The organism is Exiguobacterium sp. J17977 (genome assembly GCF_018616375.1).
GTDB classification, from domain to species: domain Bacteria; phylum Bacillota; class Bacilli; order Exiguobacteriales; family Exiguobacteriaceae; genus Exiguobacterium; species Exiguobacterium mexicanum.
In genome coordinates, this window is the sequence record NZ_JAEQBB010000004.1 from 218402 (window position 1) to 236747 (window position 18346).

General features: G+C 52.6%; 17 protein-coding genes. 4 read left to right on the top strand and 13 right to left on the bottom strand.

The window, feature by feature from the left end:
• Position 1 precedes the first annotated feature (1 nt).
• From KNO58_RS09175 to KNO58_RS09185, 3 genes are read right to left on the bottom strand one after another with little or no spacing between them, the layout of a single operon-like run.
• Positions 2-412, bottom strand: coding sequence for a Fur family transcriptional regulator (locus tag KNO58_RS09175; RefSeq protein WP_214753275.1), 411 nt, complete (start codon positions 410-412; stop codon positions 2-4).
• Positions 399-1262, bottom strand: coding sequence for a metal ABC transporter permease (locus tag KNO58_RS09180; protein WP_214753277.1), 864 nt, complete (start codon positions 1260-1262; stop codon positions 399-401). The genes KNO58_RS09175 and KNO58_RS09180 overlap by 14 nt, the downstream gene beginning before the upstream one ends.
• Positions 1259-2017, bottom strand: coding sequence for a metal ABC transporter ATP-binding protein (locus KNO58_RS09185; protein WP_214753279.1), 759 nt, complete (start codon positions 2015-2017; stop codon positions 1259-1261). The genes KNO58_RS09180 and KNO58_RS09185 overlap by 4 nt, the downstream gene beginning before the upstream one ends.
• Before the next feature lie 178 nt (positions 2018-2195).
• On the opposite strand from KNO58_RS09185, the gene KNO58_RS09190 reads away from it, so the two are divergent.
• From KNO58_RS09190 to KNO58_RS09200, 3 genes are all read left to right on the top strand, one after another.
• The gene (locus KNO58_RS09190; protein WP_214753281.1) at positions 2196-3728 is read left to right on the top strand and encodes a Ppx/GppA family phosphatase; all 1533 of its coding nucleotides are present in this window, start codon (positions 2196-2198) and stop codon (positions 3726-3728) included.
• Positions 3725-5890 carry an RNA degradosome polyphosphate kinase gene (locus tag KNO58_RS09195; protein ID WP_214753284.1) on the top strand — a complete coding sequence of 722 codons (2166 nt, stop codon included), beginning with the start codon at positions 3725-3727 and terminating at the stop codon, positions 5888-5890. The genes KNO58_RS09190 and KNO58_RS09195 overlap by 4 nt, the downstream gene beginning before the upstream one ends.
• A gap of 92 nt (positions 5891-5982) precedes the next feature.
• Positions 5983-6153 carry a DUF1427 family protein gene (locus KNO58_RS09200; RefSeq protein WP_021065708.1) on the top strand — a complete coding sequence of 57 codons (171 nt, stop codon included), beginning with the start codon at positions 5983-5985 and terminating at the stop codon, positions 6151-6153.
• A 34-nt stretch (positions 6154-6187) separates the two neighbouring features.
• On the opposite strand, the gene KNO58_RS09205 is transcribed toward KNO58_RS09200, so the two are convergent.
• The 5 genes from KNO58_RS09205 to KNO58_RS09225 form a co-directional block, all read right to left on the bottom strand.
• Entirely contained in the window at positions 6188-6751 is a 564-nt protein-coding gene (locus KNO58_RS09205; RefSeq protein WP_214753286.1) for a hypothetical protein, read from the bottom strand.
• Between the two features lies 1 nt (position 6752).
• The gene (locus KNO58_RS09210) at positions 6753-7655 is read right to left on the bottom strand and encodes a deoxyribonuclease IV (protein WP_021065706.1); all 903 of its coding nucleotides are present in this window, start codon (positions 7653-7655) and stop codon (positions 6753-6755) included.
• An 81-nt stretch (positions 7656-7736) separates the two neighbouring features.
• The gene (locus tag KNO58_RS09215) at positions 7737-9089 is read right to left on the bottom strand and encodes a DEAD/DEAH box helicase (protein WP_312846348.1); all 1353 of its coding nucleotides are present in this window, start codon (positions 9087-9089) and stop codon (positions 7737-7739) included.
• A 52-nt stretch (positions 9090-9141) separates the two neighbouring features.
• A complete protein-coding gene (locus tag KNO58_RS09220; protein ID WP_214753288.1) occupies positions 9142-10080 on the bottom strand; it encodes a sugar ABC transporter substrate-binding protein in 939 nt (312 codons plus the stop codon).
• On the bottom strand, positions 10077-11840 hold the full coding sequence (locus KNO58_RS09225) for an ATP-binding protein (RefSeq protein ID WP_214753290.1): 1764 nt from the start codon (positions 11838-11840) through the stop codon (positions 10077-10079). Before KNO58_RS09225 ends, KNO58_RS09220 begins: the two co-directional genes overlap by 4 nt.
• A 120-nt stretch (positions 11841-11960) precedes the next feature.
• Between KNO58_RS09225 and KNO58_RS09230 the strand changes: the two genes are divergently transcribed.
• Positions 11961-12914 carry a 4-hydroxy-3-methylbut-2-enyl diphosphate reductase gene (locus KNO58_RS09230; RefSeq protein ID WP_214753292.1) on the top strand — a complete coding sequence of 318 codons (954 nt, stop codon included), beginning with the start codon at positions 11961-11963 and terminating at the stop codon, positions 12912-12914.
• A gap of 43 nt (positions 12915-12957) precedes the next feature.
• Here KNO58_RS09230 and KNO58_RS09235 read toward each other — a convergent pair whose 3' ends face one another.
• The 5 genes from KNO58_RS09235 to dnaG all read right to left on the bottom strand — a co-directional run bounded on the left by KNO58_RS09235 (position 12958) and on the right by dnaG (position 18305).
• Positions 12958-14070, bottom strand: a complete 1113-nt coding sequence (locus tag KNO58_RS09235) for a Nif3-like dinuclear metal center hexameric protein (protein WP_214753295.1) — start codon at positions 14068-14070, stop codon at positions 12958-12960.
• Positions 14070-14786: a tRNA (adenine(22)-N(1))-methyltransferase gene (locus KNO58_RS09240; protein ID WP_214753297.1), complete on the bottom strand. Its 717-nt coding sequence runs from the start codon at positions 14784-14786 to the stop codon at positions 14070-14072. The genes KNO58_RS09235 and KNO58_RS09240 overlap by 1 nt, the downstream gene beginning before the upstream one ends.
• Before the next feature lie 97 nt (positions 14787-14883).
• Positions 14884-15222 carry a cytochrome c550 gene (cccA, locus tag KNO58_RS09245; RefSeq protein ID WP_021065699.1) on the bottom strand — a complete coding sequence of 113 codons (339 nt, stop codon included), beginning with the start codon at positions 15220-15222 and terminating at the stop codon, positions 14884-14886.
• A gap of 132 nt (positions 15223-15354) precedes the next feature.
• On the bottom strand, positions 15355-16449 hold the full coding sequence (gene rpoD, locus KNO58_RS09250; RefSeq protein WP_021065698.1) for an RNA polymerase sigma factor RpoD: 1095 nt from the start codon (positions 16447-16449) through the stop codon (positions 15355-15357).
• Between the two features lie 35 nt (positions 16450-16484).
• Complete coding sequence (gene dnaG, locus KNO58_RS09255; RefSeq protein ID WP_260570864.1) at positions 16485-18305, bottom strand: DNA primase; 1821 nt, start codon at positions 18303-18305, stop codon at positions 16485-16487.
• Positions 18306-18346: the final 41 nt, after the last annotated feature.

Sequence of the window (18346 nt, forward strand, 5' to 3'; positions counted from 1 at the left end):
GTCACTTACATTGTTTACAATACCCGTAAATCTCAAATTTATGATCGACGACCTCAAAATCAGGATCGAGCGTCTCGACAAAGCGCATCGGGCAGAGCTCGAGCAGCTTCGTCTTGCCACAACCGCGGCAAATCAAATGGTGATGATGGTGATTGGATCCGCACGTGACGCGGAACGCCTTCTCGCCATTCAATTCGGTCGCTTCGAGCAACCCTTCCTCGGCGAATGACTTCAAGTTACGGTAGACGGTGTCAAAACTCATCGTCGGATGTTTCGCACGCATGTAGTCGAGGACGTCCTTGGCACTGACGTAACGCTCTTCCGCTGCGAGAAAGGCAAACATCTCAATCCGTTTCGGTGTCACTTTGAGCGACGATGATTGCAGGCGGGTCAATTGTTCAGTTTCCTTCATAACGAACCTCCTTCTTCCGAGCGAGTCCGAGTCGTTCGGCCAACATGACGACGGCTAAAATCACAACGGCGAGCAGGACGATGACACCGCCCGGGGCGACATCGAGCTCATAGGCGAGGACGAGCCCGCCGATCGTCGCGACTTCCCCGAACACGATTGACCAGAGAATCGTCTGCTTGAAGCTGTTCGTGAACCGGAGCGCGGCCGCGACCGGCAAAGTGATCAGACTCGAGACGAGCAACGTACCGACGATACGCATACTGACGGCGATGACGAGGGCGACGACGAACATGAACAAAACGTGCAGCATCGTGCTCGGCAGGCCCGACACTTTCGCCTGTTCTTCATCGAACGACAAGAATAACAGCTGTTTATAGAACACGATGATGACGAGTAGCGTGATGCCCGCCACGGTTAGAATCATCCAGATGTCTGATAAACTGACCGCCGAGATCGACCCGAACAGGAGCGTCGACAAATCGATCGAGAATCCGCGCGACAACGAGATGAAGATGGCGCTGAGCCCCATCCCGGCCGACATCATAATTGGAATCGACAGTTCTTGGAAATGGACGTATTTTCCGCGGAGCCAATTGAGGCCGAGCGCGGCGAGTACGGAGACGAGCGTCCCCAAGTAAAGCGGGTTCAAGTCACTGAACAGCAGAATATACTGTCCGAGGAACAGACTGAACGAGATTCCGGCAAGCGTCATATGGGACAATGCGTCGGCAATCAAGCTCATCCGCCTGACGACGACGAACGAGCCGATGAGCGGCGCGGTGAACCCGATGACGACGGCTGCGATGAACGCATAACGTAAAAAGCTGTATGTGAACAGATCGGTGATCATGTCGTACCTTCATGGACGAGCACTTTGACCGGATACGGTTTAATCGCCGTCAACTCGCCGAGCTCACTATATTCTTTCAAGCCACAGTTGCACGCCATCCGTCCGTGATCGAGATGGACGACTTTCGTGACGAGGTCGGTGACGACGTTCAAATCGTGGGTCACGAGAATGAACGTGCATGACGTATGCTCGCGCAACAGATGGAGCACCTCATAAAAATCGCGCAAATGTTTCTGGTCGACCCCGACCGTCGGCTCATCCAAGATGAGCAAGTCCGGTTGGTTGACAATCGCTCGAGCGATAAAGACGCGCTGTTGTTGCCCACCGGACAGGCTGCCAATTTTACGATGTCGAAACTGCCACATATTGACCGTCTCGAGCGCATTTTGGATGGCCGCCTTGTCTTCGATATTCAATCGTTTGAACAGACCAAGGCGTCCATACCGGCCCATGGCGACGACTTCCTCGACCGTCACCGGAAATCCTGAGTTAAATGACGCGGCTTTTTGGGAAACGTAACTGATACGAGACTTGTCTTTGAACTGTCCTTGGGGACGGCCGAACAGCTCGACCGAGCCGGTTTGCGGCGATAACAATCCGAGAATCGTCCGAATCAGCGTCGATTTGCCGGAACCGTTCTCCCCGACGACGGCGACAAAGTCGCCTTGTTTAATCTCGATGGACACGTCCTGTAGCGCGGCGGTCCCATCGTAATGATAGGAAACATGATCTAATTTTACGACGGATGTCGTCATAAGCTACCCTTCTCTCGTGTGATAAATCGTAATCATTTCTACTTGCTTGGCGTCTGTATTATACAGAATATCAGTCCTCGCTTCAAGTATGAGCCGATTGGTGGTGCATGAACTGAAATCCGTATGTAATTTGATGATCTTCGTTGTACACTAGAGATAACGCAGAGGGGGTTTTTCCGTGGAGAAAAAACTAGCAGTCATCGATATCGGGTCCAACTCGATTCGTAACGTCATTTTTGAAGTAAACGGCCACGGTCAGTATTTTGAACGGTTGAACGTGAAAGAAGTCGCTCGACTGTCGAGCCATATCACCGATGACAATGAACTGTCCGAGTCCGGCATCGAGGCGCTCATCGAGACGCTCAATCACTTCAATCGCTTGAACGAGCACCACGAGGTGAAAGAAGTGTTGCCCGTCGCGACGGCCGCCATCCGTAACGCCAGCAATTCCGAATCCATCTTAGAAGAAGTCCGGCAAGCGACAGGCATGGAGATTCGGTTGTTGAGCGACTATGAGGAAGCGTTTTACGGCTACTCGGCCATCATCAACTCGACATATATCGAGGACGGCTACTCGGTCGATATCGGCGGCGGTTCGATGGAAGTGACTTACTTCAAGGACCGTGAACTCGTCTTCTATCACAGCTTTCCGTTCGGAGCCGTCACATTGACCGAGGACTTTATGAAAGGTGACACGCTCACGAAAGAAGAGCGCAAGCAATTGACGACGTTTTTGAAGAAGTCGTTTAAAGAAATCGACTGGCTCGAACCTCATGGCGTCCCGCTCGTCGGTGTCGGAGGGACGGCCCGAAACCTCGTCCGGGTCGAGCAATCCTTGTCCTTGTTCCCGCTTGAAGGGATTCATCAATATACGCTCGGGGCCGACCGGCTGCATGACGTCGTCGACGAACTCATCCAAATGTCGCCGAAACAGCTCGGGCGTCTCGACGGCTTATCGAAGGACCGCATGGATATCATCGCCCCGGCCGTGACGGCCATTGATGAATTGGCCCGGTATTTGAAAGTGCCTGAGTTCATGATGAGCAATAACGGGCTACGCGAGGGTTTGTTCTATGAATACTACTTAAAGGAAAATAATCGGGTCCGCTTCGGTGACGTCAAAGAAGAAAGTTTCCGTCACTTCGAGAAACAATACGCCGTCGATCCGGTCCGGCATCAACACTTGATTCATCTGGCGCGCCAAATCTATACCGGCTTGATTGAGACGAAGACGATCAAACCGAAACCGTTCGAACCCGGCCTCTTAGAGGGGGCGTGCCGACTCGCCTATGTCGGGGAATATATCGACCATAATAATAAGAGCGACCACACGTTCCACTTGATTACGACGAATGATTTTAAAGGGATGAACAACGAGGACCGGCTCGCCCTTGCCTTGGTCACGTCTTATAAATCACGGCGGCTGCTCGACCAGCATATCGAAGGCTTCCCCGAATGGTTCGACTCAAAGATGTTGAAGAGCTTAGAGTTGCTCGGTTCCATCGTCAAGCTCGTCGACGCGCTCGATTTGACCGAACGTCAAGTCGTGGAGAATGTCGACGTATCCGCGACCGATGATGGACTCGTCTTGACGCTTCATACGCACACATCCCCGCGCTTTGAACTGCAGCGTGGCATCCGTCATAAAAAACATTTGGAACGTGCGATTGACCAACCAATCGAGTTACGCGTGGAGGAGAGAGATTCATGACCATCTACTTACCCGAACATTTCAATAACCGTGAGCTTAGCTGGCTGAGCTTCAACGAACGCGTCTTGCAAGAAGCGATGGACGAGCGCAATCCGCTCATGGAGCGACTAAAATTTCTCGGCATCTTCAGCTCGAACCTCGACGAGTTTTACATGGTTCGTTTCGGTGGGTTGAAAGACGAAGTGCTCGCCGGCTTCAACCGTCCCGAGGACAAGGCCGGGCTGACCCCGAAGCAGCAAATCAAAGCCATCTCCATCAAAGCGCAAGAACTCGTCGAAATGCAGTACGCGACGTATAAGAAAATCCTTAAGCAACTTGGTACGGAAAACGTTCGATTCTTGCGGCCGAAACATTTAAATAAGACGCAACTCGAATTCGTCAAACTCTATTTTCGGACACACGTCTTTCCCGTCTTGACACCGATTGCCGTCGACGCCTATCGGCCGTTTCCGATGCTGTTGTCCAAATCTCTCAATATCGCCGTCGAGATCGCCTCGACCGATGAAGGCAAGAAACGGCTCGCCCTCGTCCAAGTACCAGCCGTATTGCCGCGCTATCTGGAACTGCCGACCGAGGACGAGGACCATACCGATTTAATGTTGCTCGAGGACGTCATCATCCAGTTCATCGACTCGTTGTTCAAAGGGTTCGAAGTTGAATCGACGATGCCGTTCCGTATCACGCGCAACGCTGATATGCCATTCCATGAGGAAGGCAGCCGCGACGTCTTGAAACAAATCGAGAAAGAGTTAAAGAAACGGCGCTACGGCGTCGCGATTCGACTCGAGGTCCAGCAACGGTCGCTTAGTAAGGAACTGTTGTTCATGCTCCAAGACGTGCTCGATCTACATGATCGTGACATCTTCCTCGTCGATGGACCAATCGATTTGACGTTCTTGTTCGGTGTCTATAATAAAATCGGGATTGAATACGATGAGATGATTAACGAGACGCTCATCCCGTTCGTCCCGGAAGGACTAGAACCAGGGAAAGACTTGTTCCAAGCGGTCCTGAAAAAAGACTACTTGCTCCATCATCCATATCATTCGTTCGACCCGGTCGTCCGATTCATCGCGCAGGCGGCCAAAGACCCGAACGTGCTCGCCATCAAGCAGACGCTGTATCGCGTCTCCGGTGACTCGCCGATTATCAAGGCGTTGACCGATGCCGCCGAGAGCGGCAAACAAGTGACGGTGCTCGTCGAATTGAAGGCCCGGTTCGATGAGGAAAAGAATATTCAATGGGCGAAACAGCTCGAGAAGGCCGGCGCCCACGTCATTTACGGCTATAAGGAGTTAAAGACGCACTCGAAAATCACGCTCGTCGTCCGCATTCTCGAAGGCGGCGTTTTGCAGCGGTTCGTCCACCTCGGCACCGGCAACTATAACGACTCGACCGCCAAACTGTACACCGATATCGGCTTGTTGACGACGAACGAAGAACTCGCTGAGGACGCGACTAACTTCTTCAACTGGCTCTCGGGGTACGGAGAACGTCCGTCGTGGCATAAGTTCGAGACGTCGCCGGATGATATGCATGATTTCTTCCTTCAAAAGATTGAGGACGAGATCAAGCTGCATGAGAAGTACGGCAACGGTCGAATCGTCGCCAAGATGAACTCGATTACCGATAAACCAATTATCACGAAGCTGTATGATGCCTCACAGGCCGGCGTCAAAATCGATTTGATCGTCCGCGGCATCTGTTGCTTGCGTCCGGGCATTAAAGGTATCTCGGACAATATTCGCGTCATCTCCATCATCGATCGCTATTTGGAACACTCGCGCATCTTCTATTTCTATCAAAACGGAAAAGAAGACTTGTATTGCTCGTCTGCCGACTGGATGACGCGCAACATGCGCAAACGGATCGAGATTCTCTTCCCGATTCTCGATGCCGGCCATAAGTCATACATTAAAGACATGCTCGCCCTGCAACTCGTTGATAACGTGAAAGCGAGAATCCAGCGCGCAGACGGCAGTTATGTGTATTTAAAACAAGAACCCGGACAAGAACAAATTCAATCACAAATCATCATCCATCAATATACGGGAGGGCGCTGGAACAACATTCCGAGCGTGTTCGAACGCGAACCTTCGAACTGGGCCGAGCGGGAAGTCCTTCGTTTACGAGCTGAAAACGAGAAAATGACAGATGACTGATGTTAGACTTCTCAAACGAGAATGAACATTGTATAATAAATTCGGTCACCTGTTAATAAAGCGTTTTCATTTCGAATCTGGAGGAATCATTCATGCAAGAAATCCTATTGTCATTGCTCGCTGGTCTTATTTGTGGCATGATTTTCACCGCTTTGAAGTTGCCGCTCCCTGCCCCGCCGGTGTTACCCGGTGTCATCGGCATCTTCGGCGTGTTTCTTGGGATGAAAGTATATCAATTCGCACTCGCGAACTGGCCATTTTAATTCAAAAAAACGAAGCTCGCGGGCTTCGTTTTTTTTATAGATCATAATGTCTTGCTTTGTGACACGTCGGGCAAAGCCAAGTGCCGCGCTCTGCTTCGAGATGATACTCCATCAGACGAATCCCGGTTGCGCCGAAACGGTTCAAGTCATCCCCGCACGCTTCACAGACTGTCGTCGGGGCGAGTTGTAACATCGCCTGTTCGTCCGCCAAATGGGCGCGGAACGACTCCCGGGTCCACTTCGCAGAAGGCACGCGGTACCCTTGCTCCCATTTCGCGCGGATGACGTCGTCAGTATCCCCGTCATACATTCCGGCTCGGAGGAGCGGATGATGGAAATCAAGGCCAATCACGTCGACGAGGCTATACGCCGTCACCTCGGGCGTTGCCTCCGTCCGCCAATAACGGTCGACCGGGCGCTGCGTCGTCTCGACGAGCATGACCTCGACTTCGGCCACGATGCCGTGTCCGAGAATCTCAATCCAGGCTGTCGCCCCGTCAATCTGTCCTTCGACATAAAACGGGCTCGCTTCTTGAAAATATGTCGGCAGCGCGGACCAAACGTCATATACGTTCGGGTCGATTCGAATGAGGCTCATCTTATTGGTGGGCGAGCGTGAACTGTTCGCGCCATTCGGCGTCGAAGCGGTTCGCCCGGAACATCTCGATTTCTTGTTTGTACGGCGCGACTTTCGTCTTCTCACTGATTGGAATATATGGCGTCTCTAAAATCTTCGGCAAGTGGGTGAACGCCTCGTGATGGATGATACGGTTCAACGTATCAAAGCCGATTTCCCCGTACCCGATATTCTCGTGCCGGTCTTTCTTCGCGCCGCGGACGTTCTTCGAATCGTTGACGTGGATGACACCGAGCCGATCCAACCCGACGATTCGGTCGAACTGTTCGATGACGCCGTCCAAATCACCGACAAGGTCGTACCCCGCGTCATGGACGTGACACGTGTCGAAGCAGACCGAAAGGCGGTCGTTATGGGTCACCCCATCGATGATGGTCGCCAGCTCCTCGAACGTCTTGCCGAGCTCACTGCCTTTCCCGGCCATCGTCTCGAGGGCGATTTTTACCGTCTCATCGCCGGTGAGCACTTCGTTCAAGCCCTCGATGATGCGGGCAAGTCCGACGTCTTCGCCGGCACCGACATGGGCGCCGGGATGGAGCACGACGTGACGGGCGACCTGAAGCGCCTCGGCCCGTTTAATCTCGGCGGCCAAAAACGACACGGCGAGTTCGAACGTCTCGGGTTTCGTCGTATTGCCCAAGTTGATGATATAAGGGGCATGGACGACGATCTCTTCAATGTCGTGTGCCGCCATATGGACGAGCGCCGCCTCGATATTCAAGTCTTCAATCGGTTTGCGACGTGTGTTTTGGGGCGCACCCGTATACACCATCATCGTGTTGGCACCGTAAGATACGGCCTCCTCACTACCTGCGAGCAACATCTTCTTACCGGAAACGGAAACGTGGGAACCAATTTTTAACATAGTCATTTCTCCTTCATTCTCATCTGTCTTTAGTGTACACAAAAAGAAGAATCGACTCCACGAAGTCGATTCTTCTTTTGCTTAGCGACGGTTCTTTTTACGAACTTCGCGACGTTCCTTACGTTGGCTCTGCATATGCTCACGTGAGGCCGTCTCTTTCAATTTATACTTGAACTTCTTCTTGTAGCCAGGTTTGACCTTTTTCTTCGCCTTCTTGATTTCGCCCGCCATCCGGCTATGCGCCGTCTGCGAGACTTTCATCTTCCGGTCGGTCGTGCGGCGTTTGCGTGTCTTAATCTCTTGAAGTGATCCGTTCTTCACATCGACGTGCTTGAACGTGAAGCCACGCTCTTCGAGTCGATTGATTGGACCGTTCTCATGATCTTCATACAACGTGTACGCTTCACCTGTCTCACCAGCACGGCCCGTCCGGCCGACACGGTGCGTGTAGAAGTCGAGATCTTTTGGAATCCCGAAGTTGATGACGTGCGACACACCTTTAATATCGATGCCGCGCGCCGCCAAGTCGGTGGCGATCACGAATTGATATTTCGCGTCGTTGATGTCTTTAATCGCTTGCTTGCGGCGACGGGCTTGCATGTCCCCATGAAGCGTGCCGACGTTAAGTCCCGCTTCGCGGAACGACGTCTCCAACTCATCTGCATCTTGTTTCGTGTTCGTGAACACGAGACAGACGAACGGGTTGATCGTTTTGGCGATTTCGACCGTCAACGCCTTACGGTCACGGTGGCGGACCGGGATGACGTGATGCTTGATTTTCGGAACGACACGATGCTCTTCACTCGCTTCCGCGTAGCGTGGGTCGTGCAAGTATTTCTTCAAGAACGGTTGTAACTTCTCAGGGATTGTCGCTGAGAAGACCATCGTTTGAAGTTTTTCTGGCAACGCCTGCGCGATGCGGTCGACTTCAGGCAAGAAGCCCATGTCGAGCATTTGGTCAGCTTCATCGACGACGAAGTGCGTGACTTTGTGCGGGAATAACGCTTGGACTTTCATCAAGTCGAGCAAACGACCTGGTGTCCCGATGATCAGTTGTGGTGGGTTTTTCATCTTGTCGATTTGTCGTTCCCGGTCAGTTCCTCCGACAATCAGACTTGTCTTAATATAATCCGGCTGTTTGACGAGGAGTGTTTTCAACTCTTCGTGAATCTGCCAAGCGAGTTCGCGCGTCGGTGCGACGACGATGGCTTGGACCGATTCTTCTTTCGGATCGATTGCTTCTAAAATAGGTAAGAGGAACGCAAGCGTCTTCCCCGTCCCGGTTTGTGATTTCCCAATGATATCGCGGCCATTCATGGCAGCCGGGATAATCCGGGCCTGAATGTCCGTCGGTACTGTGATGCGCTTTTCTGTCAAGGCATCGACGATAAACGGTAACAATTTGAACTGTTGGAAGCTGTTCAATCGATACACCTCCTGTTTCTTTCCACTTTTCCTAGCATAGCGGAATCTAATCATTTGTCAATTAATCTTTTGCGAGCCCTTCATACAAATAGCTCGATGTGTAGTAGTGTGGTGCGATTTTCTTGCCGCTCAAATATAGTTCAAGCGCTTTGAACCCGACCTCGATCATCTCATTCGGAGATTGGACGACAGTCGCATTTACTTTGCCGTTATGAATGAGCGGATAAATACCTGTCACCCCGTCGACCGATACGAGCGTTTTGTCGCTGAGTCCATGACTTTCAAGGGCACGGACGACACCGAACGTATTGTCATCGTTATGCGAGAAAACGGCATCGAATGGGATACCCGCCTCAAGCCAACGTGACATCTCAATCTCAGCTTGGAACGTATCGTAGTTTCCCGTGATGGAAGCGACGACTTGAAGATTGTCGTTCGCCTTATCATACTCCGTCAATCCGAGGCTCCGATCAATCGTCGAGCGTACCTTGGCCGTCCCGCGTACTTCGACAACTCGAATCGGACGGTCGAGCCCGGCGTGTTGGGCGGCGATATGGTTCGCCGCCATGCGCCCGACCTCGACATTGTCGGACATGACGGACGTCAAAACGCTCTCATGGTCGATCATGCGGTCAATCGCGATAATCGGAATACCTTCCCGCTCGGCACGCTCGAGCGACGAACGAATGAACGCCTCGTCGAGCGTCGTCACAAAAATCGCTTCGACCCCGCGGTCAATCAAGGCATCCAATTTCTCTTTTTCTAATACCCGTGAGTCCTCGCTCGTCGTCGGGACAGGGATGAACCCTTTTTGGTTCGCCGTTCGCACGAAAGCGGCCAGTAACTTATTGGCGTGTTCGTGCTTCTCACTGACGAAGACGAAACCGACTTCGTTATTCTCGCTCGACCGTTCCGGCAATTGAATTGATGTGATCAGTAAAATCGTCAACGCCCAGACGACAGGCAGCCATAACCAGTAATGTTTGAATCCTTTCGTCATGGGTGCGACCGCCTTGGGATTTTAATCATCATGGCCGTACCTTCTCCTTCAACGCTCTCGATTTCCATGTCACCGTTCACGGCTTTCAAGTATTCGCGAATCATGTAGAGACCTAAGCCGTTGCCATTCTCTTTCGTCGTGTAAAACGCCGACCCGACCGATTTGACTTGAGCCTCGGTCATACCGATGCCGTTATCCTTAATCAAGAAACGGTAATCCCGCTCCGTGAATTGAATCGTGACCGTGACATTGCCGGCGGCCCCTTTCGAATCGACAGCTTCGACCGCATTTTTGAACAAGTTGTAAAGGATTTGAATGAGCATGTCGCTCGAGCAATAGAACGGCGGCATGTCGTTCGGGTAGTTCAACTCCCAATTCGTGACCCGCTTATAACACTCGGCGTCGAGCAAGAATTCGAGGCGGCTCGCGAATTCCGTCATATCGAGCCACTCTTCTTGCAGTTTCGCCTGGTCCGGTTTGGCGAGCGTGAGCATCGTCGTAATCAAATGGTTGGCCCGGTCGAGCTCTGAGAGGGCGAGATCGAGCATCTCTTGGCTGCTATGCCCTTCTTTCACCATCTGTAACGTGATTTGGACCGGTGTGAGCGGGTTGCGAATTTCATGGGCGATTCCGGCCGCCAGCTGTCCGAGCGATGCGAGCTTCTCCTGTTGGAGCAACAGTTGCTGCTGGCTGAGCTGTTCCCTTCGTGCCGTCTCCATGCGGCGGGAATAATCGTTGTACGTATCCAGCAACGTCTCGACTTCTTTGGAGCCGGTCCGTTCCAGTTGAATCGGTTCGAGCGACTGCTGTTTCTTGATGTTTTGCACGAGCTCAAGGAGCGGACTCGTCAACGTCTTCGATAAGAGCAGACCGACCATGATACTTAAAAAGAACGTGACGAGCGTAATCATCAAATATTGCCAGCGTGTCGCATAGACCGCTTCGTAGACGGAATCGGTACTATGTTTGGCGAGGACGCTCCAGCCCGTGACGCGCGCATCCGGTTCATACATGATGACGTCATCCTCGGTGCTGAACACCGTCCGGACCGCATAGTCGTTCGTCGCCTCGATAATCGAACGGGGCAGACGACGTTCCGCGTCCGTGACGAGATTGAACGACGTCGATAACACTTCGCCCCGCTCGTTCAACAAATATAGAATCATATCGTCGTTCGCCGATTCGAGCATCCGTCGATATAAATCGGAGTTGAGCACGCTGATGCTGCCGCCGAACATTCCGACCAACCGGTTATCCTCAAGGACCGGTACGTATAAGAACGTCCCGACATCACCGGAGATGGAAATCGGTTCGCTCATGAACAAGTCGTTGCCTCCACCGTTGAGCACTTCTTTAAATTTCGCATCCGCCTTCAGCGTCGTGGCCGGCACTTGACGTTGTGAGTACCAGGTAAAGGCGTCGTCCTGTAAATCGTAATAAAAGATGGAGGTAAAGCTCGTGCGCTGATTCAAATAGCCGGTCCGAATCCGTTCTTCGATATACGTCTCGTTTCCGACGTAGGCGCCGAGATAGACCAAATCTTCATACAGTTTACCGAGTCGCGTCTCCAGGTTCTCGATACTCCCGTCAATCGCATAATCAAATTGTTCTTTCGCTAGCTCTTCCGCCCGGGACACCGTCACGCGATCGGCAGAGAACGCTAGTGAAGAGATGACAAGTCCTAGTATAATGAAGATAATAAATGTAATCTGAAAGAAGTACGATTTTCGAACTTCAAGCAATGTTCTCAAGCGTTCCACGGTGTCCCTCCTTTCTAACCTTAAGATTATAGCATGAATACACGCAATTCTTTTCGTATTTTCGAAACAATGTTAGACTAATACGTATGAAAGCATCGCGAAAGGAGCGTTCCTTACAAAATGAAAGTTAAAAAAATCAGTCCACGCGGATATTGCTACGGCGTCGTCGATGCCATGAAACTCGCCAACGAAGCTGTGGCCAACCCAGATTTACCGCGTCCCATCCATATACTCGGCATGATCGTCCATAACCGACATGTCACCCAAGCGTTCGAGGACCTCGGCGTCCAGACGGTCGACGGTGAAGATCGCATGAAAGCACTCGAGACCATCGACCGCGGAACGGTCGTCTTTACCGCTCACGGCATCTCACCGCTCGTGCGGAAACGCGCCATCGAGAAGGGATTGACGATTGTCGACGCCTCGTGCCCCGACGTCTTGGTCACGCACGATTTGATTCGTGAAAAGACGGCACTCGGCTATGAGGTCATCTATATCGGGAAACACGGACACCCGGAACCAGAAGGTGCCATGGGCGTCGCCCCGGGCAAAGTACATCTCGTGCAATACGAACGGGATTTCGAGGCGCTGCCGGACCATCTCTATGAGACAAAAATCCTCGTCACGAACCAGACGACGATGAGCCAATGGGACGTCTCGGCCTTGATTGAAATGATTCAAGAACGCTATCCGCACGTCGAAGTGCACAATGAAATCTGTAATGCGACACAAGTGCGTCAAGAAGCGGTGGCTGAACAAGCCGGCGACTGCGAACTGTTAATCGTCGTCGGCGACCCGAAATCGAACAACTCGAACCGCCTGGCCCAAGTCTCGAAAGAGATTGCCGGCACGAACGCCTATCGCATCGGTGATTTGAGCGAGCTCGACCTCGCTTGGCTCGATGGTGTCGAGACGGTCGCCGTCACGTCGGGCGCGTCGACACCGACGCCGATTACGAAAAAAGTGATCGACTTTTTGACCCAGTATGACCCGCTCGATTTGAGCACGCACGACAAGACCCCTTATCTCGAACTGCGCAGCATCCTCCCGAAAGTGAAGGCGCTCCGTAAATGAACACAACCCCCGTCCTCACCTGAGGACGGGGGTTGTTGCATCATCAATAGAAACGAAATGGATTCGTATCGGCTTCGGATACGAAGAATTCGACGTCGAGCTTTGCACGTTCCCCTTTTTGCCGCATCACGTCAACGACCCCTTGTTTCATGACGCTCTCGACATGATGACCCGGGTCGACGACCGAGAGCCCGAGGGCCATCGCGTCGTGGGCCACATGAAAGTACAAGTCACCCGTCACATACGCGTCCGCGCCTTTGAAATGGGCGGCCGATACGTATTTGTTCCCATCGCCGCCAAGGACGGCCACTTTCTCGATCATCCGGGTCGAATCGCCGACGACGCGGACCGCTTCGACGCCAAAGCTCGCTTTGACATGTTCCGCGAACGCGCCGAGTGTGAGCGGGGTCGACAAACGACCGATGCGCCCGAGGCCAAACACACGTCCCTCGATGTCGTCCCGAATCAAATCGTAGGCGACTTCTTCGTATGGATGGGCGTCCGTCATCGCCTTGAGCACTCGTTTCTTTTGACCCTCTGTGACAATCGTCTCGATTTTCACTTCCTCGACACGTTCGGTCTTTCCGTGTTGACCGAGATATGGGTCCGACCCTTCGAGCGGCGTGAACTGCCCTTCTCCCGAGACCGTGAACTGACAGTCGCCATAATCCCCGAGATGCCCGGCACCGGCCCGGCCGAGCGCTTCCGAGACAGCTTTCCGATGCGTCGTCGGGACGAAAACCGACAGTTTATAGACCGGTTCTTCATACGTCGGGATGAGTACCGTCGGTTCGACCAATCCGAGCGCCTGGCTCATCCAATCGTTAACGCCGCCCTCGCAGACGTCCAAGTTCGTATGGGCCACATAGACGGTGATGTCATGCTGAATGCATTTCATGACAATCCGTCCTGCGGCACTGCGGTCGTTCACTTGTTCGAGCGCACTGAAGATTGGTGGGTGATGGGCGATAATCAAATCGACGTCCCGTTCGATGGCCTCATCGACGACCGACTCGAGCACGTCGAGCGTCACCATGACCCGATGTACCGGTTTATTCAGCGTGCCGATTTGGAGACCGATTTTATCGCCCTCGACGGCAAGATGTTTCGGGGCAAACTCGTCAAACAATTGGATGACATGGTTTCCGTTCGCCATTAGTTGCTCACCTCTCTCATTTTGTCACGCAGCGTCTTGAACTCCTCCTGTTTCCGGATGAGCGCCTCGTTCTGTGCCCCGGCGGCCATTTGACCGAGCACGTAATCGAGCTTGTCCGCTTCACGCCCCCACTTCAGCTTGAACGCTGCTGGGCGTGTCTCAAGCAAGTACGGACCGAACATGAGCTGCCAACCCCGTTCCGTTTCATCCGAACTATAGCGCGTCTCCGTACCGCGTTCGCCGACGAGAATCTCGTATACTTTATCGTTCTCTTCGACGATGGATTCGGCGATCAAGACGAAGCCGGCTTCGAGCAACCATTCGCGGACGTGTTGTCCATCTACGTTCGGTTGCAAGACGAGCCGTTCGACGGCGCCTAACTTGTCACGTCCGTTCTCTAAAATCGACCGAATCAAACTTCCGCCCATCCCACAGATTGAGATACAGGTCGCCTCATCTGCTTCGAGCACGGCGAGCCCGTCACCGAGACGGACGTCGATGTTGTCTGTCGCGCCAATCAATGCGACTTGCGCTTTGGCCGCCTCCATCGGTCCGCGGTTCACTTCACCGGCGATGGCTCGATTGACGATACCTTGTTGCACGAGATAGCACGGCACGTAGGCATGATCAGATCCGATGTCCGCCACTACGCTGCCTTTCGGGATGAAATCGACGACTTGCTTCAGCCGCCTGTCTAACGTCACTTGTTCTTGCATAGGGACAACTCCTTTTTCTACTTCTTCACTATTAGGGTAACGAATATTTAAACCTACGACAATAAAAAACGTACCCCGTCAGGAGTACGTTTCCTTCTTATTGTTCGAGCAACCAAGTCGCAAGCACGTCCGCCTCTTCGGCAGTCGCGAGGCCAGCTGGCATCGCACCTTTACCGTTGACGATAATGTTCGTGATCTCTTCAGCCGACAAACGTTCGCCGACACCAGTCAAGGCAGGACCGACGCCGCCTTCGAGATTTCCACCGTGGCAACCTGTGCAGCCTTTAGCCGCATACAAGTCTTCTGGGTTCATCTCAGTGACTGACGGACCTTCAGCAGCTTGTTGAGCTTGGTTCACGCCAAAATACGATAATGAGACCATGGCAATGATTGCGACGATCGCGATCGCTGCAAACGGTAACAATGGATTACGCATTGTATTTCCCCCTCATGTTCATTCCAAATTTCTACCCATCACTATTTTACTCAAAAAATAATAAAGAAGGAAGGAAAATCACTCATTTTCCTTCCTTTCTTCTAAAACTTCACATTTTATTCAAAAACACAATCAATCGAGGAAGTCTTTCAAGCGTTTCGAACGGCTCGGGTGACGAAGTTTCCGAAGTGCCTTCGCCTCGATTTGACGAATCCGCTCACGGGTGACACCGAATACTTTACCGACTTCTTCAAGTGTACGTGTGCGCCCGTCATCGAGACCGAAGCGGAGACGAAGTACGTTCTCTTCACGGTCTGTGAGCGTGTCGAGCACGTCTTCGAGTTGTTCTTTGAGCAATTCATAAGCGGCGGCATCTTGCGGTGCCATCGCGTCTTGGTCTTCAATGAAATCACCGAGGTGTGAATCGTCCTCTTCACCGATTGGGGTCTCGAGGGAGACCGGCTCTTGCGCGATTTTCAAGATTTCCCGCACCTTCTCAGGTGTGAGTTCCATCTCTTTGGCAATCTCTTCAGGTGACGGCTCGCGACCGAGGTCTTGCAACAACTGACGTTGGACACGAATCAACTTGTTGATCGTCTCGACCATGTGAACCGGAATCCGGATTGTCCGGGCTTGGTCCGCGATGGCGCGTGTGATTGCTTGACGAATCCACCATGTCGCGTATGTCGAGAACTTGAACCCTTTCATATAGTCGAACTTCTCGACAGCTTTGATGAGGCCCATGTTCCCTTCTTGAATCAAGTCGAGGAAGAGCATGCCGCGTCCGACATAGCGTTTCGCGATCGAGACGACGAGACGGAGGTTGGCTTCGGCAAGGCGTTTCTTCGCCTCTTCGTCACCTTGTTCAATCCGCTTCGCGAGTTCGGTCTCGTCTTTCGCGCTGAGCAAATCGACGCGTCCGATTTCTTTCAAATACATGCGGACCGGGTCATTGATTTTAATGCCTGGCGGGACGGATAGGTCATTCAAATCGACCTCTTCGTCTTCTTTTTTCGATGGTGTCTCTTCGGCATCGGCCGCATCTTCTGTGACGCGGATATCTTTACCTTCTAAATCTTCGATGAAGTTATCGATAAAGTCTGAGTCCACCTCAAAATGGCTGAGACGATCTTGAATCTCCTGCATCGATACGACGCCTTTTTTCTTCCCTAATTTCTCAAGTTCCTCTATGGCGTTAAATAAATCCTCTTTTTTCTTCTCTGCCATCTAGCAGTTCAACTCCTTCCAAACTTCCTCCACTTTCATCGTTCACGAAGACGACGACTCCGGGTAATCAATTCTTGTAACTTGGATGCCTGGTCTACTATACTTTCGGCATCTTGTCCGATTTCCCTTTTCGCCCGTTCGATTTGACGCTGTTCCTCATAACTGTTTATGACCTTAATGTATTCATCTAAAACCTCTTCGGTCAGTTCATCCGGTGCGGCCATGAGTCGAACCTCGGCATAACGATTCGCATAGTCCGGACGTTGATCGCAATACCGCTCCATGAATGGCGGTGCGACTTGTTCGAACTCCTCCTGCGTCATCTCCTCGGAGACGATTTCATACAGTGCCGTCGCCAACATCCGGTGCACCTCGTCCTGATAGGCCAGACCGAGGCGGTCCCGGACGAAACGAACCCGCTCCGGACCGCTCAACATCGCGCGCAGCAATAACTTCTCCGCCTTGACGTAGCGCGGTTCGTTCGCTTTAGACGATCGACGCCGGACCGGCTCCGGTTCGCGTACGGGCTGCGGTGCGGCTTCTCTCGAAGCCGCTTTCGGCATCCGCGACAACAACGTCTCGACCGGAATCTCAAACTCGTCGGCCAGTTTCTTCACGTACAGGTCACGACGAATCGAGTTATCCGTTTTACTGATTTCCACAAGCATAGATTCAATAAACCGAATCCGTTCTCCTTCTCGATTCATGTTTTTGCCACGCCGGAGCGTCCGGTTCATGAAATCGAGGACGGACAACCGCTCCGATTCGACCAATTTACGCCACTGTTCCGCCCCGTTCGTCCGAATATAGTCGTCCGGGTCGGTCTTCTCAGGTAGCATCAACACTTGCACATCGAGCGGATAACTCTCGAGCAAGCGGACGACTTTCATCGTCGCTTCTTGCCCGGCTGTATCGCCGTCGTAACAGATGATGACTTCTTCGACCATGCGGGCCAAAGCGCGGGCATGTTGAGAAGAGAACGCCGTGCCGAGCGAGGCGACGACTTCTTTCGTCCCGGCTTGCGCGACTTGCAAGACGTCGACGTTTCCTTCGACGAGCAAGACACGTTTTTGTTTGCGCATCGTGGCCCGGGCCTGTGAGAAGCCGAATAAGAGTTCACTCTTATTGAATAACGGAGTATCCGCAGTATTGACGTACTTTGGCTGTCGCTCATCGATCGCCCGTCCGCTAAATCCGACGATGGTGCCGTCTCGATCCGCAATCGGAAAGACGACTCTGCCTTCGAACCGGTCAAAATACTCACCGGACCTAGACTTAGAAATCAATCCCGCTTCTACCATGACCTCGAGGTCGAACCCTCTTCGTTCTAGTGAATCCACGGTGAACCGGCGATGGTCGGGCGCATAACCAATCTTATATTGACCGATTGTCGACTCCTCTAAACCGCGCTGCTGCAAATATGTCAATCCGACTTCGCCCGCCTCGGTCTTCATCAACACCTCGTGATACAAGTCGGCCACGACCCGATGGGCATCGCGCATCTGTTTGCGGAGCACTTGATCACGCGACAATTCCTCGTCGCCCGACACGCCACCTTCGATGGCAATATTTGCCCGCGTGGCGAGACGTTCAATCGTCTCTGGAAACGAGAGTCCTTCCGTCTCCATGACGAATGTGAACACGTTCCCGCCGGCGCCGCATCCGAAACAGTGATACATCCCTTTCTCCGGGGACACGGAGAACGATGGGCTGTTCTCCGAGTGGAACGGACATAGCCCGACGAGACGATGTCCTTGCTTCTTCAATTCAACGCGTTCACTAATTAAATCAACGATATCTGTGGCTTGTTTTACTTCCGCAATGACTTCATCCGGTATCCGCGGCAACTTGACCACTCCCTATCCAAACTCGCAACGAAACGGAACGTTGACCACGT